Origin of the sequence: Rhodoplanes azumiensis, assembly GCF_042682915.1 — a bacterium.
In the GTDB taxonomy this organism is placed as follows: Bacteria; Pseudomonadota; Alphaproteobacteria; order Rhizobiales; family Xanthobacteraceae; genus Rhodoplanes; species Rhodoplanes azumiensis.
Genome location: NZ_JBHUIW010000009.1, coordinates 139,101 through 161,686 on the forward strand (window position 1 = coordinate 139,101; position 22,586 = coordinate 161,686).

The window sequence follows — 22,586 nt, forward strand, 5'->3', positions numbered from 1 at the left end:
GGCCGGGGCCGGGCGGCATCGTCGTCCGGCGGTCGTCGCGCGTCGCGTCGATCAGGCGTTGAGCTCGGCCGGGTCGAGCGGCAGCGGCACCGCCGCTTTCCGCTTGGCGGAGAGGTCGAGCGCCTTGGTGAGCATCAGGTTGCGGTGCGCCTCGGCGGCCGTGGCGGCGACGGTCGGGATACCGAGCGCCATGCGGTTGAGCCACGACACGGTCTCCTCCGCCATCGGGCCGCGCAGCTCGCCGAGCGCCATGTCGCCGGGCGGATAGCTGCCCATGAAGTCGACGAGGCGCCGCTCGTCGGGATTGTAGCCCTCCGACTGCGGCTTGGTGACGGCGAGGACGATGTCGCGATGGGTGTCGTCGATGGTCAGCACGCCGGTCGTGCCGGCGATGCCGACCTCGAGGCTGTAGACGGCGGCCGGCCAGGTCACCGGCATGGCCCAGGAGATGCTGAGATGATAGACGGTGCCGTCCGAGAACATGATCATTCCGGCGGTCGCGTCGATGCCCTGGTAGAGCGGGCCCAGCACCTTGTCGACCGAGCGGGCGTAGACCTCGGTCGGCGTCTTCTCCTCCAGGCACCACATGCAGATGTCGAGCGCATGCGTGCCGGAGATGACGAGCGGCGAGATGGTCGCGGGGTCGTCGGTGCGCTTGTAGTTGTCGATCGCCACCAGGCGATTCATGAACGCCCGCGAGGTGACGAGCTCGATCTCGCCGAGCGCGCCGGAGCGGCACTTCTCCTTGGTGGCGAGCCAGCGGCGGCGGAACCGCTGGGTGTAGCCGACCACCGCGTCGAGCCCGGCCTTCTCGATCGCGGCCAGCACCTTGGCCGAGGCCGCGAGATCGGTGGCGAGCGGCTTCTCGATCAGCATCGGCAGGCCGCGCTCGACCGCCGCCATGATCGGATCGACGTGCAGGTGCTCGTCGGTGGCGATGATGACGCAGTTCACCTCGGGCCGGGCCAGGAGCTCGCGATGGCTGTCGGTGACGAAGTCGGCGCCGATCTTCTCGGCGACCGAGGCGGCGCGGTTGGGATTGAGCTCGGCGATGCCGATCCACTCGACCGAGGGGTGGCGGGTCGCCACCTCGCCGCGGAACAGGCCGACGCGGCCGGCACCGACGATCGCGAGCCCGAGCTTCTTCGGCGTTCGCCCCTTCATGGTCGCTCCCCGGTTGTTATCGCGTTGTTGTCCGAAGTCATCACGCACTCCCCGGGGGCGTCAACGGCCCGGCTAATCCCGCTTTGCAGAGCTTCCATGTTCAGATGCAGCACTGGGCGGCGTGGGCGGGAGGTCGACGACCGCAATGGGTGGACCGGGCCGACGATGTTGCGTCGCACCAGCGGGCGCGTTTCAGAGCTTTCGCCTCCCGGTGATCGTCGTCCGCGCGGGCGAGGGCTTCGCGTGATTGGTCATCCCGGGCTCGCGGACCTTAAGATCCGCGAGCCCGGGGTCCATACGCCCGGTGTTGGTGTTGCCCGCGGGACAGGGGGTATGGATCCCGGCTCGGCGCTGACGCGCCGCCCCGGGACGACGGAGCGATACTCGCAACGGTTAAGCGAGGCTTCGACCTGGCCCGGCTGCGTCACATCGCGGCGGCGCGGATCAGCAAGGTCGTGCCGGAGGCGATCAGGACCAGATAGAGGATCTTCAGGAACTGATCACGCGACAGGCGCAGCGTGACGTGATGCCCGGCCCAGGTTCCGAGCAGCATGCCGGGCACCAGCAGCAGCGCGAAGACGACGAGCGTACCGTCCGAATAGACGCCGGCGAGCGCGAAGATGATCGCGCGCGTCATCGTCGAGAGGCCGATCAGCGCGCTCTGGGTGGCGCGGATGGCGTCCTTGTCGGCGAGGCGTCGCCCCAGATACATGGCGTAGATGAAGCCGCCGCTGCCGAACATCGCGCTCGCGATGCCGCCGATGCCGCCGAACGGCAGCACCCAGCCGCGCGACAGCCGCGCTTCCGGCGGCCGGGCGAACAGCGCGTGGACGGCGTAGCCGACGACGAAGACGCCGAGCGCCAGCATCATGGGCCGCGGCGGAAGGATCAGGAGAAGCCAGGCCCCGGCCACGCTGCCGACCACCATCAGCGGCACCAATGTGAACAGCTCGTCCTTCGCCACCTTGTCGCCGATGCGGATGCCGTTGACGATCGCGGCGCCGCAGTCCAGCAGGGCGAGCGTCGGCACGATGGCGGCGACCGGCATGGCGTGCGCGAGCACCGGCGCGGCGATCAGCGCGGTGCCGAATCCGGCGATGCCGAAGATCACATAGGCGACCGCGAGCGTCGGCAGCGCGACGGCGATCTGATCGAGCGACGGCAGCGCGTCGAAACCCATCGTCGGTCACCGGGACAGCGTGGCGGAGGGAGCACACCTCTGCCACGACGGGCGGACGGACGCAATCGAGGCCGGCCGGCCGCCGATCGGCCAAGTCATTGTCGAATCGAGAGAAGACCGCATGTGGGGGAGCCCCCTGGTGGCACTGTCGACCACCCGATCCGTGCGGCCCGGGACTGCCCGCCACGCTATTGACGCGGCCCGGACCGGTCCCTATCGTCCGCGCGCCGTCGCCCCAGGGTGTGCGCCGAGCATCGTTTCCCCGAGTCGGACCGTTCCATGCCGCTGAACGATCTCGTCGCGCCGCAAGCGGTCATTCCGGCGCTCAAGGTCAACAACAAGAAGCAAGCGCTCCAGGAACTCGCCGAGCGTGCCGCCGAACTGACCGGGCGCACGGAACGCGAGATCCTCGAGGTGCTCATGCAGCGTGAGCGGCTGGGCTCGACCGCGATCGGCAACGGCATCGCGATTCCGCACGGCAAGCTGCCGCGGCTCGACAAGCTGTTCGGCCTGTTCGCGCGGCTCGATCGGGCGATCGACTTCGAGGCGCTGGACGGCCAGCCCGTCGACCTCGTGTTCCTGCTGCTCGCGCCGGAAAGTGCCGGCGCCGATCATCTCAAGGCGCTGGCCCGCATCGCGCGCATGCTGCGCGAGCCCGAGATCACCCGCATGCTGCGCGATTCGCAGGATCGCGAGGCGCTCTACGCCGTGCTCGCCATGCCGCCGCCGGTGAGCTGAGCCGCCACGCCGTCGCTTGCCGTGCCCCGAAACGACGATGCCCGGCACGTCGGCCGGGCATTTCCGATTCTGATCGTCGCGAAGCCACGCAAGGCGCGCGCCGCGGCGCGCCGGCCGTTCGGCGTCCGTGCACCTCAGTGGACGCTCATCGCTTCGAGCTCGTGGCTCCAGGCGTTGGCGACCGCCGCCTCGCGGCTGTCGGTGATCATGATCGGCGTGCCGTCCGCGGCGTGCAGCGCGAACAGGCGCAGGCCGGGCGCCACCAGGGGCGCCTGTGGGAACAGCGTCGGCAGGTCTTCCGAGCGAATCGCCTTCACGTAGGCGATGCGGCCGTCGCCGAGATGCGCCAGCGCCTCCGCCGAGATGGCCTCGTTTCGGTCGGTCTCGTGGCGATCGGTATTGCGGGGATCGGTGTCGTTGTTCATGGCCCTCGACTCCTTGTGTTCTGGCTTTGCCGAGTCCTGTGCGTGACCGTCAGTCCGTCTGCCTGATGGCGATCGATCGCACCACGCGCGCCGGCTCCGGACGCGCCAGATCGATCGACAAGAGGCCGTTGCTGAGGTCGGCCCCCAATACCTCCATCCCGTCGGCCAGCAGAAAGGTCCGCTGGAACTGACGCGCGGCGATGCCGCGATGCAGATACTGGCGTGTCTTGTCCTCCTGCTGCCGGCCCCGGATCAGGAGCTGGCTCTCCTCGACGGTGACGTCGAGCTGCTCGCGGGTGAAGCCGGCGACGGCGAGCGTGATGCGCAGCCGTTCCGGTTGGCCGTCGGCGCAGGCGATCCGCTCGATGTTGTACGGCGGATAGCCGTCCGCGGCCTTGGACACCCGATCGAGAGCCCGCTCGATCTCGTCGAAGCCGAGCAGGAACGGGCTGGAGAGCGAAGACACACGCGACATGGTCTCAAAGTCCTGTGCAGCGACTTTGGGGAGAGGCCCTTGCGGCGCCCCGTCCGGTCTCGTCAGCCGCTTGGGCCTGCCGGGTCCGGACATCCCAGGATATGGGAATATCTTTTAAGCGTTCAAGAACGCCGACGCTGCAACTGCGAAGGCTCGGCGGAGACCGGCGGGCCCCACCCGGCGCGCAATCCAGCCGCTCCGCCGTTCCCCCTGCCGCGGCCATGCGCGAAGGAGTAGAGCGGACGGGACGGCCACACGGGAGAACGACCATGCGGATCGCGGTGATGGGCTCGGGCGGGCTCGGAGGCTTCTATGGCGGGCGGCTCGCCCGCGGCGGGGCGGACGTCGTGTTCGTCGCCCGCGGGGCGCATCTCGCCGCGCTGCGGAGCCCCGGGCTGACGATCGAGAGCGCCGAGGATCCGTTCACGCTGCCGCACGTGCAGGCGACCGACGACCCGGCCTCGATCGGCCCGGTCGATCTCGTCCTGTTCGCGGTCAAGTTGTGGGACACCGAGGCGGCGGCGCGCGCCATCGCCCCGATCGTCCGGCCGGGGACCGCCGTGGTGTCGCTCCAGAACGGCGTCCAGAAGGACGACATGCTGCGGCCGATCGTCGGCGACGCCGCCCTGATGGGGGCGATCGCCCAGGTCTCGACCACCATCGCGCGGCCCGGCGTCATCGCCCAGACCGGCACCATGCAGCGGCTCGTCTTCGGCGAGTTCGACGGCGCCCGCTCGGAGCGGGCCGAGCGGTTTCTCGCGGCGTGCCTGGCCGGCGGCATCAAGGCCGAGATCTCGACCGACATCACCCGCGAGATATGGCAGAAATTCGTTTTTCTGGTCGGCCTCTCGGCCCTCACCTGCGCGACCCGCTGCCCGATCGGGCCGGTGCGCGAGAACCCCGCGACCCGGGCGATGCTGCTCGGGGTGATGCAGGAGGTGGTGGCGGTCGCCCGCGCCCGCGGGGTCGCGGTGCCGGTGGATTTCCCCGCGGACAGGCTCGCCTTCATCGACACCCTGCCGGCCGGGATGGTCGCCTCGATGTTCCACGACCTCGCCGCCGGCCGCAGGCTCGAGCTGCCCTGGTTGTCGGGCGGGGTGGTCGACCTCGGGGCCGCGGCCGGGGTGCCGACCCCACTCAACCAAGCGGTGCGGGACGTGCTGATTCTCCATGCGGAGGGACGCCCGGGCTGAGCAGCCGGGCGAGGTCCGGGCGAGCTCCTCACCGGCCGCCCTGGGGGCGGACGGTCGAAAGCGTGACCACAACGTGCGGTAGCGCGGTGCCGCCGTCCGATTTCTGCTTCAATCCTGTGGTGCGAAATCTCCGGTTGGTACTTTGGTTCTTTCCGGGGAGGTGGACATCTTGCGCGCCTATTTCGCGTTGACGACCGCGCTGCTCGCCCTCGTGGCACTCGGCGGTCCGGTGACGGCCCAGACGGGCCGGTTCGGCTCGGTCGAGACCATGAAGATCGACGACCAGCCCGGCTTCGTGCCGGAGGACGAGCGCCTCCCGGTGGCCCTGCAGCGCCAGCTGGTGTTCTTCCGGACCACCGAGGCGCCCGGCACCATCATCGTCCACACCTCGGAGCGCTTTCTCTACGTCGTCCAGGGCAACAACCGGGCGCTGCGCTACGGCATCGGGGTCGGCCGCGACGGGTTCCAGTGGCAGGGCCTCAAGACCATCGTCCGCAAGGCCGAGTGGCCGGACTGGACGCCGCCGCCCGAGATGATCGAGCGCCAGCCCTATCTGCCGCGCTTCATGGCCGGCGGCCCCGGCAACCCGATGGGAGCGCGTGCCCTCTACATCGGCGGCACCGTCTATCGCATCCACGGCACCAACCAGCCGCAGACGATCGGCCACGCCGTGTCGTCGGGCTGCTTCCGCCTCGTCAATTCGGACATCGAGGATCTCTACGAGCGCATCCCGGTCGGCACCCGGGTGGTCGTCCGCCAGGCTCCGGAGCTCTGATCCATGACTCAGTTCGCTTCACGCGCCGCCGTCGCGGCGACGATCGCGTTCGCCCTCGGCGCCGCCAGCGTGGCGGCCGGCGAGGCGCAGGCCCAACAGGCGCGAACCCTGAAGGCCGTCAAGGACCGCGGCAGCCTCGTCTGCGGCGTCAGCGAGGGCCTCGCCGGCTTCTCGGTCAAGGACGACAAGGGCCGCTGGACCGGCTTCGACGTCGACTTCTGCCGGGCGCTCGCCGCCGCGATCTTCGACGATCCGGACAAGGTCCGCTTCGTGCCGCTCGATGCCGACAAGCGCTTCGCCGCCCTCGAGGCGGGCGAGATCGACGTGCTGTCGCGCAACTCGACCTGGACGCTCGCCCGCGAGGCGCAGCTCGGCCTCGTCTTCCCGGCGACCACCTATTACGACGGCCAGGGCTTCATGCTGCGCAACAGCGTCGGCGCGCAGTCGCCGCTCGACTTCAAGGACGTGAAGGTCTGCGTGCGCGAGGGCACCACCAATCTGCGCAATGCCGCCGACTACTTCGCCGCCAACGACGTCAAGGCGACGCTGGTGCCGATCGCCGACGCCCGCGGTGTCGTCAAGGCCTACGAGGAGGGTCGCTGCGAGGTGATCACGAGCGACGTCTCGCAGCTCCACGCCGAGCGGGCCGGCCTGAAGACGCCGGCCGATCACGTCATCCTGCCCGACGTGATCTCGAAGGAGCCGCTCGGCCCGGCGGTGCGCCAAGGTGACGACCGGTGGGCGCTGATCGTGAAGTGGGTCCACTTCGCCATGCTGAACGCCGAGGAGGCGGGCGTCACGGCGCAGACGCTCGACCGCGCCAAGACTTCGGAGAAGCCCGAGATCCGCCGGCTGGTCGGCAACGACGGCGATCTCGGCGGCGCGCTCGGTCTCACCAAGGACTGGGTGGTGCGCATCGTGCGGCATGTCGGCACCTACGGCGACGTGTTCGAGCGCAATGTCGGCGTCAAGACGCCGCTCGGCATCCCGCGCGGCCTCAATCACCTGTGGAGCGCCGGCGGGATTCAGTACGCTCCGCCCTTGCAGTAACCCGGCGGTAACGTTTTCGGTCGAGGACACCCGCCGAGTTACCGTCGCGTTCAGCGGGCCCGGATCACGGGCTCGCCCTGCTCTCGCCGCGATCGGGGATCAGGGAAGGGACGGGGAACGGCCGGGCGCCCGCGAGCGCCGCGGCGGCACGCGGGACATGATCACGATGGAGACGAACAGAACGGCGCCGTCGCGCCGGGCTTTTCTGCTCGCGTCGGGTGCGGCGGCCGCCGCGCTGGCGCTCGGCGGCTGTGCCAGCGTCGGCGCCGACGCACCGGTCTACGATGCCTCGGCGCTCGCGACGCAGCCGAGCCTGTTGGTCGCCACCAATCGTCGTGCCGCCAACGGCGCCCAGGCGTCGCCCTGGTTCGGGGCGGAGCGTGGGCCGCTCACCATCGCCAAGGCGCGCCTGCAGCCGCCCGACGGCAGCCGCTTCTCGCTCGCCGCCGTCGGCCTGTCGGACTGGAAGCTCGTCGGCATCGACCGGGTCGGGCAGGTCGACGACCTGTTCCGCGGCGTGCCGACCGGGCGCGATCTCCTCCTCTATGTCCACGGCTACAACACCACCTTCGAGACCGCGGCGCTCGACGCCGTGAAGCTCTCCGACGGCGTCTCGTTCCGCGGCGCCAGCATGCTGTTCTCGTGGCCGTCGCGGGCCAAGCTGCTCGACTACGGCTACGACCGCGAGAGCGTGATGTGGTCGCGCGACTCGCTCGACCGCGTGCTCGATCAGCTGGTCGTCAGCCCGACGGTCGGGCGCATCAACATCGTGGCGCACTCGATCGGCACCATGCTGACGCTGGAGGCGCTGCGCCAGGTCCATGCGCGGCGCGGCGACGATCTCGTCAACCGCATCGGCGCCATCGTGTTCGCCTCGCCCGACATCGACATGGACGTGTTCGTCTCCTCGGTCGGTCGGATCGGCCGGCTCGCCGACAAGATCACGGTGGTGACCGCGACCAACGACCGCGCGCTCGCGGTGTCGCGGATCATCGCCGGCGGTGTGACGCGCGTCGGTGCCGCCGAGAAGGCGCAGCTCGAGGGCGTCGGCATCAGGGTCATCGACGCCTCGGCCAGCGGCTTCGGCGTGATCAATCACGACCTGTTCCTCTCCAACGAGCAGATCCGCGGCGTCATCCGGCGCGCCATCGAGGAGGGAACCTGGGGCAGTGCGCCGGTCGGCAGCGTGCCGGCGCCGGGTGGGCCGGTCTCTGCCGGCCCGGTGTCCGGCGGTGCCTATGGCGGTGGCGCTTATGCGGAGCCGCCGCGACCGGCGGGGCCGGCCGCCTCCCTGCAGCCTTACTGACCGGCGCCGCTCCGCGCCGCCGCGTCGGCCGGGTTCGGTCGGGCGACATCGTGTTGTCGTCGCCGAGAGCGGCCGTTATGGTTCCGTGTCGGCCCGTGATGCCGCGTCCCGCGGCAGGGCACCGCATGGAATGCCGCATGCCACGACCCGTCCGGGCCGCGATTCACTCCCTCGTCGCCATGCTGTTCGCCGTCGCCACGGCCGTGGTGGGCGTCGCTCCGGCCCGCGCCGCCGGCGAGCCGCGCACCGCACTGATCGTCGGCAACGCCGCCTACGGCTTCGCCCCGCTCGCCAACCCGGTCAACGACGCGACCGACGTCGCCGCGGCCCTGCGCCAGTCCGGGTTCGACGTGACGCTCGCCACCAATGCCGATCAGGCCGCCCTACAGGCGGCGGTGAAGCGGTTCACGGACACGCTGAAGGCGCGCGGTGGCGTCGGGATGTTCTTCTTCGCCGGGCACGGCATCCAGGTCGGCGGCGAGAACTACATCGTGCCGGTCATGGCCAAGGCGCCGACCCCGGAGGAGCTGCGCGCCGCCTCGGTCGCCGCCTCCGACGTGGTCGACGCCATGACGGCGGCCGGCAACGCGCTCAACATCGTGGTGCTCGACGCCTGCCGCGACAATCCGCTGCCCGGCACCGGCACCAAGGGCCTGTCGCGCATCGACAGCGGCGCCCGCGTGTTCGTCTCCTTCTCGACCTCGCCCGGCGCCGTGGCGCTCGACGGCGAGGGTCGCAACAGCCCCTACACCAAGCATCTCGCCCGCGCCCTGCTGACCCCCGGCCTCAATCTCGAGGACACGTTCAAGCGCACCCTCAAGGGCGTCTATCAGGAGACGTCGGGCAAGCAGACGCCGTGGCTGTCGTCGTCCTTCTTCGGCGACTTCGTCTTTCGCGAGGCGGCACTGGCTCCCGGCGGCGGCCCCCGGCCGTCGCCTGCGCCGCCGCCCTCTGTCGGACCCGCCCCGGCGCCGCCGCCGGTCGCCGCGCCGCGCGACCAGCGCCCGACGCAAGCGACCATCGCGCCGCAGCTCGCCGGCATTTACCGGGCCGACGGCCGCAATCCCGACGGCAGCCGCTACAAGGGCATGGTGGCGTTGCAGCCGACCGCCGACGGGATGCGCTTCACCTGGTGGATCGGTCGCCAGATCTTCCGTGGAAACGGCGAGTTCGCCGGCCGCATGCTGGTGGTGAACTGGGGCCAGAAGCACCCGGTCGTCTACAGCTTCGGAGCGGGCTCCGGCGCCGTGCTCGACGGCGAATGGGCCGACGGCACCGCGACCGAGCGGCTCGTCCCCTTCGCGCTCGCCGCCCCCGGCCGCATGACGCTGCAGGAGGGGCGCTACCGGGTCGCCGGCCGCAACGCCGACGGCAGCCGCTATTCCGGCACCCTCACCCTGCGGCGCGAGGGCGACCTCTACCGGCTGAACTGGAAGGTCGGATCGAGCTATCAGGGCACCGGCCGGCTCGACGGCAACATCCTCACCGTCGACTGGGGCGCCGCCACCCCGGTCGTCTACGCGCTCGGCAGCGACGGCCGCCTCACCGGCCTGTGGGAGGCCGGCCGCGGCGAGGAAGTTCTGACGCCAGAGTGAGTTTTTTTCTTCTGCGGGGCTCGCTGCAGCGGATGATCGTCGGCTCCGCGCTCGCGGCTACTCCCCCTCGCTGTCCCTCGCCCACAAGCGGGGAGGGAACGCTGAAGCCGCGGCGTCCGACCCGGCGGCCGGCTTCCGGTTTCGTCTCGGCCGTCTTTGCCGGGCCGCAGCCGGCTCCCACCCCCCTTGTGGGGGTGGGGAGGGGGTGAGTCGCGCGCGCCGTGGTCGTCATTTGCGCGGCCCCGCCGCCATCCCGCCCCTTCGTGTGCTATCGCAGCGCCATCGTCGCGCGCCCCCGGAGATCCCGTTGTTCCGCAATCCCGACGTCAACCGGCTGGCCGTGCATGCCGGGCTGCGCCAGCTCGCCTGGGGGCTTGCCGGCATCTTCTTCTTCGCCGTGCTGCTCCGCGCCGGGCTGTCGCCCGCCGGCGCCTTCCTGGCGCTCGCCGCCATGCTGGGGCTGCGGCTCGTCACCCGGCCGGCCGCCTTCGCGCTGATCCGCGGCGCCGGCTTGCGCAACGCCATGCTGGTCGGGTGCGTTCTGTTCGCGGGCCAATTCCCGGTGCTCGCCCTGGTCGATGCCGGCCGGCCCTGGACCATCGCGGCCTATGTGCTCGCCGTGGCGGTCGCCGACGTCGTCTACTGGACCTGCTACCACGCCGTCTTCGCGGCCGCCGGCGACGTCGGCGAGCGCGGCGCCCAGATCGGCGTGCGCACCGTCGTGATGGTTCTGGCCGACACGGTCGCCCCCGTCGTCGGCGGGCTGCTGCTCACCTGGCACGGCTGGGCCGCCTTCGCGGCTGCGACCGTGGTCGCGCTGATCGCCATCGTGCCGTTCCGCGGCGTGAGCGTGCCCGACGTCGCGATCGGCGAGGATCCGGGGCCCGCGCCGTTCCGCGACGGCGTCCGGCTGTTCGCCACCGACGGCTTCGTGATGTGCGGCTTCGCCGTCACCTGGGGCCTGATCATGTTCGAGGCCTTCGATCGCCGCTTCGACGCCTTCGGCGGGCTCCTGGGGGCGGCGGCGCTCGCCGGCGCGGTCGGCGGCCTGGTGCTCGGCCGGCTGATCGACGCCGGGCATGCCGCGCGGGCCGTGTGGCTCAACCTCGCCGCCATGACGGCCGTGGTGCTGCTGCGCGTCGTGCTCGCCGGCAGCCCGACCGGCGTCGTCGTCGCGGCCCTCGCCTCGACGGCACTGTTCGGCCTCTATGTCCCGACCCTGATGACCGCCGTCTACAATGCCGCCAAGACCTCGCCCTGCACGGTGCGGTTCCACTACCGGGCGGAGGCCGGCTGGGATCTCGGCGGGATCGCGGCCTGCCTCGTCACCGCGGCGGCGCTCGCGGCCGGCGTGCCGGCGCGCCCGCTGATGCTGCTCGCGTTGCCGGCGCTGGTCGTCCAGGCGATCCTGCTGCTGCGGCGCTACGCGGTGTCGAAAACGGACGCACCGAACGGTGCGGCGCTCGCGGTGCGCACCGACTGATCTCGACAGCCTCCGGCTTCAGGCGGCGCGGCCGGAGAAGTGCCCGACCGGGCCGTGATGGTGCGGGTCGTGCCGGGCGAGCAGCAGCCGAGCCGCCGCGACGATCCCGCCGACCAGCAGAACCCCGGCGGCGATCAGGGCGCCTTGCGCGATCGTCGCGGCCGAGAACCGGTCGGGATCCTTGATCACCATGAAGACGAAATGGGTGAAGCGCGCGATCAGGAACAGCGCCCCGATGCTGCCGACGAACACGATCAGGCCGCCGACCTGTCCGGGCCTTCGATCCGCGTCCATGCCGAACCTCCAGTCTTCCAACCTCCGGGATCGACCAGGGTGCGCCGGGGCGACCCGCGGACGATCACGATGCTAGGCGTCGCGGCCGGCGTCGCCATCCGGTATTTCCGGGAGGCCTGGAGGGCTTTTTCGAACCGGTGGCATGCCACCTTGAGCCTGCGCCATAATGGAGCGTGATCGAGCGGCGGCCTTCAGGAGACAGCCCATGCACGCGCCCGGATTCTTGGACGGCTTCGACCGGCTGGTCGCCTTCGATGCGGAGACCACCGGAAAGCGCACTCCGGACGTCGGCTTCATCCGCAAGCAGCCGTCGGGATGGCGGGCGCCCGGACTCGTCATCGAGGTCGGCTTCGTCGAGCTTCTCCGCGACGGCGACGGGTGGCGCAAGGGTGAGACCTTCCGCACGCTGGTCAATCCCGACGCGCCGATCGAGCCCGCCGCGATCAAGGTGCACGGCATCAAGCCGGCCGACCTGAAGACGGCGCCGCGCTTCCCGGCGATTCTCGACAAGGTGCGCGACGTCATCGGCACGGCGCCGATCGTCGCCCACGCGGCCGAGAACGAGCGCAGCTTCCTCGACTACGAGTTCGCCCGCGCCAAGGCGATCGCCTGGGGCGAGAGCGCCTATCCGCAGTCGCGCTACGTCTGCACGCAGCGGCTCTACGCCCAGCTCTTTCCGGGCGCGTCGACGTCGCTCACCGCGGTGTGCGACCGCCTCGCCCTCGACGCCAGTGCCCGCGACGACCGCCACGGCGCGCTGCTCGACGCCGACATGACGGCCGACGCGCTGCTGCTGCTCGATACGATGCTGAAGACCGGCGGCACCGCGGCGCCGCGCACCTGGACGTTCGGCGGCTGAGGCGCGGTGCTCGGCGCCGGGCGCGGGCCGGTGCTCTGAACGAGCAGACTCGGGGAGGGCGCGGATGAGACTGCTGGTTCGTCTGGTGCAGCGGCTGCTCGTCGCGTTCGTCGGCGTCGTCACCGTCTGGCTGATCGTCTTCGTGGTGTTCGACACGGCCGACCAGCGGCTGCCCTGGATCGTCGCCGTCGCCGTCACCTACGGGCTCGCCGCCTACGTGATCCTGCCGCGGGCGGTGCGCGGGGCCTTGCGCATTCTCCGCCGTACCAGCATCCCGAGCTTCACCATGACGGTGGACGGGCTGCCCGGCGATCCGGTGAACCTGGTGCTGGTCGGCACCAAGGCGCAGCTGTGCGCCGCCTTCGCGGCGGCCGGCTGGGCCGAGGCCGATCCGCTGTCGCTGTCGAGCTCGTGGCGGATGGTGCAGGCCTTCGTGCTGAACCGGCCCTATCCGACGGCGCCGTTCAGCACCCTGCATCTGTTCGGGCGCGGCCAGGACATCGGCTTCCAGAAGCCGATCGGCGACAGCCCGCGCCAGCGCCATCACGTCCGCTTCTGGGCGCTCGGGATGGATCGCGCCGATGTGTCGCCGACCACGCCGGAATTCTGGCTCGGCACGCCGCCGCCGCCCGCGGGCGACACCGTGATGTGGGTCGGGGCCGCGACCCGTGACACCGGCCTGTCCTTCACCCGGCTGACCTTCCAGGTCACCCACGCGACCGACGACGACACCAATGCCGAGCGCGACCTGATCGTCGCCGAGCTCACCGAGCATCGGGTGATCGCCGACCCGACCTTCGTGCGTGCCGGCGAGACGGTGCCGCCGCGCCGCGTCAACCACTACAAGGCCGACGGCGAGATCACGGTGGCGCGGCTGGAGTGAGGTGCGGTTCGCCGGCCGAACGCCTCCGGGAGATGAGGCGGCTCCCCCGGGGTCGAGGCAACGCGACAGCGCCGCTCGTTCTCCGGCCCGGCCCGGGCCTCACCGCGTTCCGGACGCCGTGGTGTTCTGGGCGGCGAAGTCGCGCAGCACGGCGTTGCCGCGAGCCGTGGCGGCCTTCAGCGCGGCGGCCGGCGTCTTCGCCCCGGCGAGCGCCTGCTCGACCTCCTCCTCGATGATGTCGCGGACCACCACGTAGGAGCCGAGCCGCAGGCCCTTGCGGCCGGCCGCCGGCGGGGCGAGGCCGAGCTGCTTGATGGCGATGTCGGCACCCGGGTTCTTCTCGTAGAAGCCGCTCTTGCGGCTCGTCTCCCAGGCCGCGCGGGTGATCGGCAGATAGCCGGTCGTCTGGTGCCAGCGCGCCTGCACGGCGGGCTGCGACAGATAGGCGAAGAACTTCGCCACGCCCGCGTATTCGGCATCGGTCTTGCCGCGCAGCACCCAGAGGCTGCCGCCGCCGATCAGCGGCGGATGCGGTGCGCCGCGCACGTCCGGCCAATAGGGCAGGGGGCCGAAGCCGACCTTGAAGGTGGCGTTGTTGAGCATCTCGGCGCGCGACGCCGAGGAGCCGAGGAAGATCGCGCAGTCGCGCCCGAGGAACTTCTCCTCGGCCCGCGTGGCGCGCCCGCCATAGACGAAGATGCCCGCCTTCTGCCAGGCGACCAGCGCCTCGAGATGGCGCAGCATCAGCGGGTTGTCGATCGCGAGCGTCGCGTCGAGCCCCTCGAAGCCGTTGCCGCGGCTGGCGAGCGGCAGGCCGTGCACGGCGGAAAAGTTCTCGATGTTGATCCAGGACGGCCAGTCGGTGGTGAAGCCGCAGGCCTGCCCGGCGGCGCGCAGCCTCTTGGCCGCCGCCTCGACCTCCGGCCAGGTCGTCGGCGGCGTCTCCGGATCGAGTCCGGCGGCCTGGAACTTGTCCTTGTTGTAGAAGAGGATCGGCACCGACGAGTTGAACGGGAAGGAGAGCATCTGGCCGCGGCCGTCGGTGTAATAGGCGGCGACGGCCGGAATGTAGGCGGCGGGATCGAACGGTGCCTTCTCCTGGCGCATCAGCTCGTGGACGGCGACGATCGCGTCGCGGCGCGTCATCATCGTCGCGGTGCCGACCTCGGCGATCTGCACGATCGCCGGCTGCTCGCCGATCCGCGTGGCGAACATCGCCGCCATCATGGTCTGGGTGTAGAGGCCCTTGAACACCGGGACGATCCGGTGCTCCGACTGCTGCTCGTTGAAGCCGGCGACGAGGTCTTCCAGCGGATAGGCGAGCTCGCCCGGCATGCCGTGCCAGAACTGGATCTCGGCCGCTGCCGCCGGCCGCGGCGCCGCGAGGGCGGCGGCGAGCAGCAGGCCGGCCGTCACGGTCCGGGCGATGGCCCATCGAATGCGCGTCGGTCGCACTGCACGTCCTCCCCCTCGCGAGGCCGTCGCCGAGCGCGGCCGCTGGACGCCCCCGAGGGGCGGCGCCGCGATCCTACAGGACAGGTGGGCGTTCCCGGAACTCCCCCCGGCCGGCCGGGTCGCCGCGGGCGACCTGCCCAAGATGACGGCATGCTCACGGGTCGCGAAATTGCTACGATCCGGCCTTCCTTCCCGCTCCGCCCCGGATTATTGCGAGCGGACGCGCCGGTCGCCCCGTCAGCAGGACCATTGCCATGCCAGTCGAGCCCGAGTTTCCGCCCCCCGATGCCGTTTCCGCGCCGCCGGTCGCGTCCACGGCCGCCCGGCCGAGCCGACGAACCGTGCTGGCCGGGGTCGCCGCGGCCGGTGCCGTGCTGGCTGCGCCGGCGGTCGTGCGCGCCCAGGCGAAGGCCCTCAAGGTCGCCGTGGTGCTGCCGCGCTCCGGGCTGTTCGCCGCCGCCGGGCAGGCCTGCCACCGTGGCGCCGTCGTCGCCCCGAAGGTGCTGGCCGACCTCGGCGTCACGGTCGAGCTGCTGCATGTCGATTCGGAGTCGAATGTCGACATCGCGCGCACCCAGGCCGAGCGGGCGATCTCGGAAGGCGCGCAATGCGTGGTCGGCGCCTTCGAGTCGGGCGCGACGCTGGCGATCGCCCAGATCTGCGAGCAGCGCAAGGTGCCGCTGATCGTCAACATCGGCTCGGTGCCGCAGCTCACCGAGCAGGGCTACACGTATCTGGTGCGCAACTTCCACACCAACGTGATGGTGGTCTCGAGCGGCCTCAAGCTGATCAAGGATCTGATCGACGCCGCCGGCATCCGGTTCAAGACCGCCGTGTTCGTCCATGCCAACGACACCTTCGGCACGGCGCAGCGCGCCGCCATGGATCGGCTGTTCCCGGCCGCCGGGCTGCCGTTCCCGATCCTCGAATCGATCGCCTACGATCCGAAGGCCCAGGATCTCGCCGTCGAGGTGACGAAGATCCGCGCGCTCGCGCCCGAGCTGGTGATGTCGACGACGCGCTCCTCCGACGCCATCAAGCTGATCCGCGACATGGTGCGCCAGCGCTTCGAGCCGAAGGCGATCATCTCGCCCGGCTCGCCCGGCCTCTACGACGAGGAGTTCTATCAGGCGCTCGGGCCCTTGGCCGACTTCCACATCACCAACCTGCCGTGGGCGAACGCCAAGTCGAGCGTGACGCAGGCGCTCGCCGCGGCGTTCAAGAGCGCCCATCCGTCGAACCGTTTCGAGGTCGACTGCTTCAACGCCGGCTTCACGTTCGAGGCGATCATGATCGCCGCCGATGCCTTCAAGCGCGCCGGCACCAGCGACGGCCCGACCCTGATGAAGGCCGTGAAGGCGACCGACATAGCCGAGCACGTGATGACGGGCGGCCCGATCCGCTTCGACGAGAAGGGTCAGAACAACAACATCCAGGCCGCCGTGGTGCAGAACCGCGGCCGCACGCCCACCGTCGTGCTTCCGGCCGAGTTCGCCGTCGCCGCCCCGGTGCTGCCGATGCCGCCCTGGCAGGGGCGGTCGTGAGAGCAATGCGACGCACGTGCCTCTCTCCGCCCGCGTCCTGAGGTGCTCGGCCGTAGGTCGAGCCTCGAAGGGCGCGGGCGGGCACCGAGGTCGAGCCCGCACCGGATCGGACCACGGCCTGTCCGTGGCCGCATGGTTCGAGACGGCTGCTTCGCAGCCTCCTCACCATGAGGGTGAAGGGTGGAGCGGCCCGCGGTCTCACCGGCCTTGCAGTGTCAGCCGCGTGCCGCCAGCGCCGCTTCGGCGTCGCGGCGGATGCGGGCGACCATCGACTTCAGGCCGTTGGAGCGCTGCGGCGTGAGATGCTCCTTGAGGCCGAGAGTCTCGAAGATGGTGGCCGGCTCGATCGCAAGAATCTCCTTGGCCGGCTTGTCCGAGTAGAGCGAAAACAGGATCGCGATCAGGCCGCGCACGATGTGGGCGTCGCTGTCGCCGACGAAGCTCAGCACCGGTCCGTCGGCACCGTCGGGCCGCACCTGCGTCGTCAGCCACACCTGGCTGGCGCAGCCCTGCACCTTGTTGGCCTCGACATGGTCGGCCTCCGGCAGCGGGGTCAGCGTGCGGCCGAGCTCGATGATGTAGCGGTAGCGGTCGTCCCAGTCGTCGAGCAGCGCGAAGTTGTCGAGGATCTCGTCGAGGGTCATGTCGCGTGGTCTCGCCGTCCAGGCTGATCTTCGGTCGAGCCGCCGACGCGGCCGTTCTCCGCATACATAAGGGGGAACGCGCCGGAAGGGAATTCGCCGTCCGGCGGATGGCGCGCACGCGCGCAAAAACGCGAACGGCGGCCCGCGGGCCGCCGTTCGGTCGTTCCGTGGTGTCCGGCTCAGCCCGGCGGGCGGCCGGCGTCCCGGCGGCCGATCGGCCCGCGCCAGTCCGGCGCGAGGTCGGCCGAGGTCAGCGTGTTCTGCGAGGCCTGCGGCCGCGCGAGGTCGCCCTTGAGGGCGCTGGCGCCGGTCGTGACCGGCGAGCGGTCGGACGAGGAGAGCGTCTCGCTCACCATCTCCATCATGATCTTCGCCCCGGCCTGCGCCTTCTGCCCGACCGCCACCGCGACCTGGGTGCCGATGGCACACACGTCGGGCTGACGGGTGCAGAACTGGCGCAGATCCGCGACCGTCGACGCGGCCGCGGCCGCGGCATCCGCCGCGCTCACCGCCGGCGCGCCGTCGCCTTCGGACGGCCCGCGCGTGACGGTCGGCAACAGCACCGCCACGACGCCGAGCCAGAAGGCCGTGCGCAACAAGAAACCCATTGTCCCTGTCCCTGTGTGCCCCGTCTCCCTCGTCCCGTGTCCCTGTTCATTGTTCCCCGAGGTGGACCGTAGCAGCAGGGCTTTGACGCGCGGTTCGGCGCGACGGTCGCATTCGACGCGAGTTTTAGGACAATTCGAACGATCGCGTTCACCATCGGTCAGCACCTTTCGGGCATCCCGTGCGTCGCTCGTTCAAGGGGTTGGACGATTCGGCGGGGGCGATGGAGAAAACATCGATTTCATCGGCGCTAACGCCGTTCGTTCGCGCGTCTTGACGGACCGTTCACCAATTGACGTCGCGTTCACCATTCAACGTCGCGTTCACCATTCGCGCAGAATGGATCGCGTCGGAACGGGGCTTTGTCGTGTGCGGACGAAACCGCTTCCCCGCGGAGCGGCGACCTTAGTGTTCGTTTAAGGGGGGTCTGACACGATCCCATCGACGCGAAGGGGCGTCCATGTCGGGACGTGCAGTGGGCGACGTGAGCGTTATCGGATCACTCGGACATTACGTGGACGCGCTGGTGCACCCCTCGGTGCAGGCCGACCCGCTGGCGCGGGCCCGGCACCGGGCGTTCATCGCACCGCGGCTGATCGGTAGCCTGACGGCGCTGGTCGCGTTCCCGGCGTGGCTCGCCTGGCGGGGCGCGCCGAGCGCGCTCGAGGTCTTGGTGTTCTGCTGGCTCGCCGCGCCGATTCTCGTCTCCTATTATCTCTCGCGGACCGGGCGCTACGAGAACGCGCATCTGCTCTCGGCGCTGGCGCTCACCGGCGTCGTCACGGTCGTCGCCGCGAAGACCGGCGGCATCGGATCCTTCGCGGCGATCTGGCTCGTCGTGGTGCCGCTCGAGGCGGCGCTGTCGGCGTCGCGCCGCGTCGTCGCACTCGCCTCGACCATGGCGCTCGGCGCCGCCGGCCTGTTGGTCGGCCTGACCGCGTCCGGTCATCTGCCGGCGCAGATCGGCGTCGGCCACGACGCGGGCGCGCTCGCCGCGCTCGGCATCGTCTCGGCCTCGCTCTACGCGACCGGCCTCGCGCTCGGCGCCGAGTCGCTCGCCCGCAAGAGCTTCTGGCTCCTCTACGCCGAGGAGGATCGCTACCGGCTCCTCGCCCGCAACATGACCGACGTGATCACGCGCCACGGCCACAATGGTGCCGTGCTGTTCGTCTCGCCGGCGGCCGAGCCGCTGTTCGGCGCGCGCGCCGCCGAGCTGCGCGGCCACGGGTTGTTCGATCGCGTCCACATCGCCGACCGGCCGGCCTATCTGAACGCGCTCGCCGACGCCGCCGCGCACGGGCTCTCGGGCTCGGTCGAGTTCAGGGTCAGGCGCGATCCCGACGTCGCCGGCGAGCCGGTGCGGTTCATCTGGATCGAGATGCGCTGTCGCCCGCTCGATCGCGCCGTCGCCGGGCCGGAGGGCGCCACGCGCGAGGTGGTCGCGGTGATGCGCGACGTGACGGAGCGTAAGGAGCAGGAGCGCGCCGTCGAGGAGTCGCGCGCCGAGGCGGAGCGCGCCAACTCGGCCAAGAGCCGCTTCCTCGCCACCATGAGCCACGAGCTGCGCACGCCGCTCAACGCCGTGATCGGCTTCTCGGACATGCTGATCAACGAGAAGTCGCTCAAGATCACGCCCGAGCGGCGGCTCGAATACGCACGCCTGATCAACGAGTCCGGCAGCCATCTCCTGTCGGTCGTCAACGACATTCTCGACATGTCGAAGCTGGAGACCGGCGAGTTCGAGATCCGGCCGGAGCCGTTCGCGCTGGCGCCGGTCGTGCGCTCGTGCTGCGATCTCCTGGAGCTCAAGGCGCGCGAGCAGGACATCCGGCTGGAGACCGCGGTCGATCCGACACTGCCCGAGCTCGTCGCCGACAAGCGGGCGATCAAGCAGATCCTGATCAACCTCCTGTCCAACGCGGTGAAGTTCACGGATCGCGGCGGCTGCGTCACGGTCGCGGCCCGGCGCGAGGGTGCCCGGCTCGCCATCACGGTCGAGGACAACGGCATCGGCATCCGCGAGGCCGACCTCGCGCGCTGCGGCGATCCGTTTTTCCAGTCGCGCGATTCCTACGATCGGCCGCATCACGGCACCGGCCTCGGCCTGTCGATCGTCAAGGGCCTGGTCGGCCTGCACGGTGGCGAGATCGGCATGACGAGCCGGCTCGGCGCCGGCACTTGCGTCACGGTTCGAATTCCGCTCGATTGCGATCCCGCCCGCGGCGGCCGGGCGGCGCCGCGCGCCACCGCGACCTCGACGGTGCGGCGTCTGAACCTGCCGGGCGATCCTCCGCCCGAGCCCCTTCCCTCCGACGAGACGAGCGACGAGGCGGCGTTTGCGGTCAAGAAGCGTGCGTGATGGTGTCGACGACGACGTCGACGGGCGGGACGGCGGGGCGCGCGCGGCGCGCGGCCGCGCGGGTGCGATCGCCCTCAAGCTCATGGGGCGGCCGCGTGACACGTTGGCCGCCGCGGCCGCCATCGCGGCCTGCGCCACCGTCGTGATCAACGCGGTGTACATGCAGCCGGGCCCGCATCCGGCGCCGATCTTCGCCCTGAAGACCGAGCGGCCGCGCACCGCCACGGCCCCCGCACCGACGCGCGAGTCCACCGGCACGCTCGCCGTGCTGCCGCGGCCGCGCCCGGCCGATGCGCAGCCGACCGCGAAGGCCGAGCCGGCCGCCGCCACGGCCGCCAAGCCCGCGACGCGGGCTCGCCCCGAGCTCGTCGGAGACATCCAGCGCGAGCTGATGCGGCGCGGCTATTACGACGGCGCCATCGACGGCATCGCGGGCAGCCGCACCGAGGCGGCGATCCGCGACTTCGAGCAGGCGCAGGGGCTGTCGCCGACCGGTGAGCCGACCGACGCCATCCTTAAATCGATCACCCGCTCGCCCGCCAAGCCGAAGCCGGCGGCCGCGCCGGCCCCGCGGCCGGATCCGATCGCCGGGCTTCTGTCCGGGGGCGCACCCGCGTCGGCTTCCGTGCGGACACCGGTCGCGCCCGTCGTGCACGCGAAGGCGACCGGTGGGGCCGTGGCGACGCCGCTCGCGGCCCATCCGGTGGCGCCCGTGACCACGACGAGCCTCGCGGCGCCGCCGGCACTCGCGCCCCCGCAGCCGATCGCCCAGCCGAGGGCGGGCGGCGCGGCGACGGCCGCCGGCACGTCGCAGATCAAGGCCGTGCAACGGGCGCTCGCCGACTACGGCTACGGCCAGGTGCGGCCGACCGGCAGCCACGACAAGGCGACCCACGACGCCATCGCGGCCTTCGAGGAGGCCCGCCGCATGCCGGTCACCGGGCAGGTCAGCGACCGCCTGGTGCGCGAGCTGGTCGCGCTGACCGGGCGGCCGATCGAGTGAGCGGGATCAGCGAGTAGCGAGCAGCGAGTAGCGCGTGGGGATGGCGCCCGCTCGCCCGCTCCTTCACTATTCGCCCCTCGCCATTCGCTATTCGCTCCTTCCGAGGCCGCATGCGTCTGAAATCGGGAATCTGGGTCGCGGCCTATATCCGGCGCTGCGGCGTCGAGGGCGTCTTCGCGGCGGTGCGCCGGCGCGGCGCCGAGGAGGCCGGTGCCGTCTTCGTCATCGTCAACCGGCTGAACGGCACCGCCGACCTCTACGGCCCGGCGCCACAGACCGCGTTCGACGAGGCGATGCCGTTCGACCGCGCCTTCGTCTCGGTCATGACGGAGAGCCCGGTGCCGGAGCGCGACGTCGAGGCGTTCATCGCCAAGGAGAGCCGGTTCGATCCGGACGTCTGGGTGGTCGAGATCGAGGAGCCGTCGGGGCGGCACTTCCTCGATCGCGTGCTGCGCTGATCAGACGCCGGCTTTTCGGGGCGGCCCGACGAGACGATCGGGGACGAGCGCCGGCGCCCCCGTGCCGAATCGGCCGCGGGTCGTCGCCGCGCGCGCCGCGATCGACGGCCCGGGGCGCGCCGGGGCGGCGGTCGGCGCCGCCGGCTCGGCGGTGCGCCAGGCGGCGACCAGCCGCAACGCCGGCGCGAGGCTGATCTCGTCGTAGAGGGCGCTCAGCGCATAGACGCGCCGCACCGAGTGGCCGATCGCCGGGTTGACGAACAGCAGGATGCGCTGGAGCACCGGAGCCGGCACGGCGAGGGCGCGCGCCGCGACCACCAGGGGCTCGCCGCCGAGATCGTTGACGATCCGTTCGGCGAGCGTTCGCGAAATGCCGAGCGCTCGCTCGAGCTCGCGCACGAAGTCACCGGGCCGGCCGCCGAGCACGCTCGTCTCCAGCCGGCGCGCCACCTCATCGCCCGGCGTCGGCCAGGCCCCGGCAACCAAGGGACCGGCGCGGTCGAGCGCGTCCAGGAGGCTGCGGCGGCCGTCCGTGTCGGCATTGAAGAAGTCGCGCACCAGAGCGCGCGCCTCGCTCCGGCCGCGCGTCTCGGGCGGCGGCGGCGCCTCCGCGGGCGCCGGCCGCCCGGCGAGCCGGGCCAGAACCGTCTCGGGCGCGCCCGGATAGGCGGCGAGCGTCTTGGCGACGATGTCGCGAGTCGCCGCGTCGACGGCGTCGATCAGGCGCAGCGACAGCTCGACATACTGACGCTCCTCGTCCGGCGTATGGGTCGGCTTCTGGACATACAGATCGGTGAGGACGCGCAGCAGCGTCGGCTTGACGTCGACGCCATGGCGGGCGAGCCCGACCAGACTGTCCAGTCCCGGAAACAAGGACGACATACGCGAACAAGCCTCGCCGGCGCTCGAAACGACCTTTCCGAGAGCTTAAGACGGGACTCGTTAGCGGAGGCTTAACCCCAACAAGGCGTTAACCTTTTCGCTCGAATGCGAGCGATCGGTGACGACGGGGCGAGGGTCTCCCCGTCATGGCCGGGGTCGTCCCACGGCTGTCCGGCACGGATTGTGCTTGAAGAGGTGCACGGCATTGATTCTGC

22 protein-coding genes are annotated in these 22,586 nt (G+C 71.1%); 13 read left to right on the plus strand and 9 right to left on the minus strand.

Translation table 11 applies throughout. The features are described 5' to 3' along the window. Positions 1-51: 51 nt before the first annotated feature. Positions 52-1,164, minus strand: coding sequence for a Gfo/Idh/MocA family protein (locus ACFSOX_RS10195; RefSeq protein ID WP_378477701.1), 1,113 nt, complete (start codon positions 1,162-1,164; stop codon positions 52-54). A 424-nt stretch (positions 1,165-1,588) separates the two neighbouring features. Next, positions 1,589-2,344: a sulfite exporter TauE/SafE family protein gene (locus tag ACFSOX_RS10200; protein WP_378477702.1), complete on the minus strand. Its 756-nt coding sequence runs from the start codon at positions 2,342-2,344 to the stop codon at positions 1,589-1,591. Positions 2,345-2,623: 279 nt separating this feature from the next. Between ACFSOX_RS10200 and ptsN the strand changes: the two genes are divergently transcribed. Beyond that, complete coding sequence (ptsN, locus tag ACFSOX_RS10205) at positions 2,624-3,082, plus strand: PTS IIA-like nitrogen regulatory protein PtsN (RefSeq protein ID WP_378477703.1); 459 nt, start codon at positions 2,624-2,626, stop codon at positions 3,080-3,082. 134 nt (positions 3,083-3,216) lie between these two features. Here ptsN and ACFSOX_RS10210 read toward each other — a convergent pair whose 3' ends face one another. Together ACFSOX_RS10210 and ACFSOX_RS10215 are read right to left on the minus strand one after the other, a co-directional pair. Next, complete coding sequence (locus ACFSOX_RS10210) at positions 3,217-3,507, minus strand: BQ00720 family protein (RefSeq protein ID WP_378477704.1); 291 nt, start codon at positions 3,505-3,507, stop codon at positions 3,217-3,219. 49 nt (positions 3,508-3,556) lie between these two features. Then, complete coding sequence (locus ACFSOX_RS10215; RefSeq protein WP_111360345.1) at positions 3,557-3,982, minus strand: Hsp20 family protein; 426 nt, start codon at positions 3,980-3,982, stop codon at positions 3,557-3,559. Between the two features lie 269 nt (positions 3,983-4,251). On the opposite strand from ACFSOX_RS10215, the gene ACFSOX_RS10220 reads away from it, so the two are divergent. The 6 genes from ACFSOX_RS10220 (at position 4,252) to ACFSOX_RS10245 (ending at position 11,384) form a co-directional block, all read left to right on the plus strand. After that, the gene (locus tag ACFSOX_RS10220) at positions 4,252-5,175 is read left to right on the plus strand and encodes a ketopantoate reductase family protein (protein WP_378477705.1); all 924 of its coding nucleotides are present in this window, start codon (positions 4,252-4,254) and stop codon (positions 5,173-5,175) included. 229 nt (positions 5,176-5,404) lie between these two features. After that, the gene (locus ACFSOX_RS10225) at positions 5,405-5,950 is read left to right on the plus strand and encodes a L,D-transpeptidase (RefSeq protein ID WP_378477725.1); all 546 of its coding nucleotides are present in this window, start codon (positions 5,405-5,407) and stop codon (positions 5,948-5,950) included. 3 nt (positions 5,951-5,953) lie between these two features. Next, positions 5,954-7,000, plus strand: coding sequence for an amino acid ABC transporter substrate-binding protein (locus ACFSOX_RS10230; RefSeq protein WP_378477706.1), 1,047 nt, complete (start codon positions 5,954-5,956; stop codon positions 6,998-7,000). A 166-nt stretch (positions 7,001-7,166) separates the two neighbouring features. Continuing rightward, positions 7,167-8,306 carry an alpha/beta hydrolase gene (locus ACFSOX_RS10235; protein ID WP_378477707.1) on the plus strand — a complete coding sequence of 380 codons (1,140 nt, stop codon included), beginning with the start codon at positions 7,167-7,169 and terminating at the stop codon, positions 8,304-8,306. Between the two features lie 137 nt (positions 8,307-8,443). Further along, positions 8,444-9,901, plus strand: coding sequence for a caspase family protein (locus ACFSOX_RS10240; RefSeq protein WP_378477708.1), 1,458 nt, complete (start codon positions 8,444-8,446; stop codon positions 9,899-9,901). A gap of 307 nt (positions 9,902-10,208) precedes the next feature. Next, entirely contained in the window at positions 10,209-11,384 is a 1,176-nt protein-coding gene (locus ACFSOX_RS10245; RefSeq protein WP_378477709.1) for an MFS transporter, read from the plus strand. A gap of 18 nt (positions 11,385-11,402) precedes the next feature. Here ACFSOX_RS10245 and ACFSOX_RS10250 read toward each other — a convergent pair whose 3' ends face one another. After that, positions 11,403-11,678 (minus strand): hypothetical protein, encoded by a 276-nt coding sequence (locus ACFSOX_RS10250; protein WP_378477710.1) that lies wholly within the window; start codon positions 11,676-11,678, stop codon positions 11,403-11,405. Between the two features lie 205 nt (positions 11,679-11,883). Here ACFSOX_RS10250 and ACFSOX_RS10255 point away from each other — a divergent pair, with 205 nt between their 5' ends. Then, entirely contained in the window at positions 11,884-12,537 is a 654-nt protein-coding gene (locus tag ACFSOX_RS10255) for a 3'-5' exonuclease (protein WP_378477711.1), read from the plus strand. 64 nt (positions 12,538-12,601) lie between these two features. Continuing rightward, positions 12,602-13,420: an LssY C-terminal domain-containing protein gene (locus tag ACFSOX_RS10260; protein ID WP_378477712.1), complete on the plus strand. Its 819-nt coding sequence runs from the start codon at positions 12,602-12,604 to the stop codon at positions 13,418-13,420. Positions 13,421-13,519: 99 nt separating this feature from the next. Here the strand turns inward: ACFSOX_RS10260 and ugpB are convergent, their stop codons facing one another. After that, on the minus strand, positions 13,520-14,875 hold the full coding sequence (gene ugpB / locus ACFSOX_RS10265; RefSeq protein WP_378477713.1) for a sn-glycerol-3-phosphate ABC transporter substrate-binding protein UgpB: 1,356 nt from the start codon (positions 14,873-14,875) through the stop codon (positions 13,520-13,522). Positions 14,876-15,129: 254 nt separating this feature from the next. Here ugpB and ACFSOX_RS10270 point away from each other — a divergent pair, with 254 nt between their 5' ends. Beyond that, positions 15,130-16,419: an ABC transporter substrate-binding protein gene (locus tag ACFSOX_RS10270; protein WP_378477714.1), complete on the plus strand. Its 1,290-nt coding sequence runs from the start codon at positions 15,130-15,132 to the stop codon at positions 16,417-16,419. A gap of 215 nt (positions 16,420-16,634) precedes the next feature. On the opposite strand, the gene ACFSOX_RS10275 is transcribed toward ACFSOX_RS10270, so the two are convergent. Together ACFSOX_RS10275 and ACFSOX_RS10280 are read right to left on the minus strand one after the other, a co-directional pair. After that, positions 16,635-17,063: a SufE family protein gene (locus ACFSOX_RS10275; RefSeq protein ID WP_378477715.1), complete on the minus strand. Its 429-nt coding sequence runs from the start codon at positions 17,061-17,063 to the stop codon at positions 16,635-16,637. 179 nt (positions 17,064-17,242) lie between these two features. Then, positions 17,243-17,671: a DUF5330 domain-containing protein gene (locus ACFSOX_RS10280; protein ID WP_378477716.1), complete on the minus strand. Its 429-nt coding sequence runs from the start codon at positions 17,669-17,671 to the stop codon at positions 17,243-17,245. Positions 17,672-18,129: 458 nt separating this feature from the next. Between ACFSOX_RS10280 and ACFSOX_RS10285 the strand changes: the two genes are divergently transcribed. From ACFSOX_RS10285 to ACFSOX_RS10295, 3 genes are all read left to right on the plus strand, one after another. Next, the gene (locus ACFSOX_RS10285) at positions 18,130-20,028 is read left to right on the plus strand and encodes a sensor histidine kinase (RefSeq protein WP_378477717.1); all 1,899 of its coding nucleotides are present in this window, start codon (positions 18,130-18,132) and stop codon (positions 20,026-20,028) included. Further along, positions 20,021-21,031 carry a peptidoglycan-binding domain-containing protein gene (locus tag ACFSOX_RS10290; protein ID WP_378477718.1) on the plus strand — a complete coding sequence of 337 codons (1,011 nt, stop codon included), beginning with the start codon at positions 20,021-20,023 and terminating at the stop codon, positions 21,029-21,031. Before ACFSOX_RS10285 ends, ACFSOX_RS10290 begins: the two co-directional genes overlap by 8 nt. A gap of 110 nt (positions 21,032-21,141) precedes the next feature. After that, complete coding sequence (locus ACFSOX_RS10295; protein ID WP_378477719.1) at positions 21,142-21,489, plus strand: DUF1491 family protein; 348 nt, start codon at positions 21,142-21,144, stop codon at positions 21,487-21,489. Here ACFSOX_RS10295 and ACFSOX_RS10300 read toward each other — a convergent pair whose 3' ends face one another. Continuing rightward, positions 21,490-22,371 (minus strand): DUF2336 domain-containing protein, encoded by an 882-nt coding sequence (locus ACFSOX_RS10300; RefSeq protein WP_378477720.1) that lies wholly within the window; start codon positions 22,369-22,371, stop codon positions 21,490-21,492. It lies immediately after the preceding gene. Positions 22,372-22,586 lie beyond the last annotated feature (215 nt).

Coding starts and splice junctions, on each gene's coding strand:
- ACFSOX_RS10300 (WP_378477720.1), bottom strand. CDS start 22,371: ATGTCGTCCTTGTTTCCGGGACTGGACAGTCTGGTCGGGCTCGCCCGC.
- ACFSOX_RS10295 (WP_378477719.1), top strand. CDS start 21,142: ATGCGTCTGAAATCGGGAATCTGGGTCGCGGCCTATATCCGGCGCTGC.
- ACFSOX_RS10285 (WP_378477717.1), top strand. CDS start 18,130: ATGTCGGGACGTGCAGTGGGCGACGTGAGCGTTATCGGATCACTCGGA.
- ACFSOX_RS10230 (WP_378477706.1), top strand. CDS start 5,954: ATGACTCAGTTCGCTTCACGCGCCGCCGTCGCGGCGACGATCGCGTTC.
- ACFSOX_RS10240 (WP_378477708.1), top strand. CDS start 8,444: ATGCCACGACCCGTCCGGGCCGCGATTCACTCCCTCGTCGCCATGCTG.
- ACFSOX_RS10280 (WP_378477716.1), bottom strand. CDS start 17,671: ATGGGTTTCTTGTTGCGCACGGCCTTCTGGCTCGGCGTCGTGGCGGTG.
- ACFSOX_RS10250 (WP_378477710.1), bottom strand. CDS start 11,678: ATGGACGCGGATCGAAGGCCCGGACAGGTCGGCGGCCTGATCGTGTTC.
- ptsN (WP_378477703.1), top strand. CDS start 2,624: ATGCCGCTGAACGATCTCGTCGCGCCGCAAGCGGTCATTCCGGCGCTC.
- ACFSOX_RS10195 (WP_378477701.1), bottom strand. CDS start 1,164: ATGAAGGGGCGAACGCCGAAGAAGCTCGGGCTCGCGATCGTCGGTGCC.
- ACFSOX_RS10200 (WP_378477702.1), bottom strand. CDS start 2,344: ATGGGTTTCGACGCGCTGCCGTCGCTCGATCAGATCGCCGTCGCGCTG.
- ACFSOX_RS10270 (WP_378477714.1), top strand. CDS start 15,130: ATGCCAGTCGAGCCCGAGTTTCCGCCCCCCGATGCCGTTTCCGCGCCG.
- ACFSOX_RS10275 (WP_378477715.1), bottom strand. CDS start 17,063: ATGACCCTCGACGAGATCCTCGACAACTTCGCGCTGCTCGACGACTGG.
- ACFSOX_RS10210 (WP_378477704.1), bottom strand. CDS start 3,507: ATGAACAACGACACCGATCCCCGCAATACCGATCGCCACGAGACCGAC.
- ACFSOX_RS10260 (WP_378477712.1), top strand. CDS start 12,602: ATGAGACTGCTGGTTCGTCTGGTGCAGCGGCTGCTCGTCGCGTTCGTC.
- ACFSOX_RS10220 (WP_378477705.1), top strand. CDS start 4,252: ATGCGGATCGCGGTGATGGGCTCGGGCGGGCTCGGAGGCTTCTATGGC.
- ACFSOX_RS10255 (WP_378477711.1), top strand. CDS start 11,884: ATGCACGCGCCCGGATTCTTGGACGGCTTCGACCGGCTGGTCGCCTTC.
- ACFSOX_RS10235 (WP_378477707.1), top strand. CDS start 7,167: ATGGAGACGAACAGAACGGCGCCGTCGCGCCGGGCTTTTCTGCTCGCG.
- ACFSOX_RS10215 (WP_111360345.1), bottom strand. CDS start 3,982: ATGTCGCGTGTGTCTTCGCTCTCCAGCCCGTTCCTGCTCGGCTTCGAC.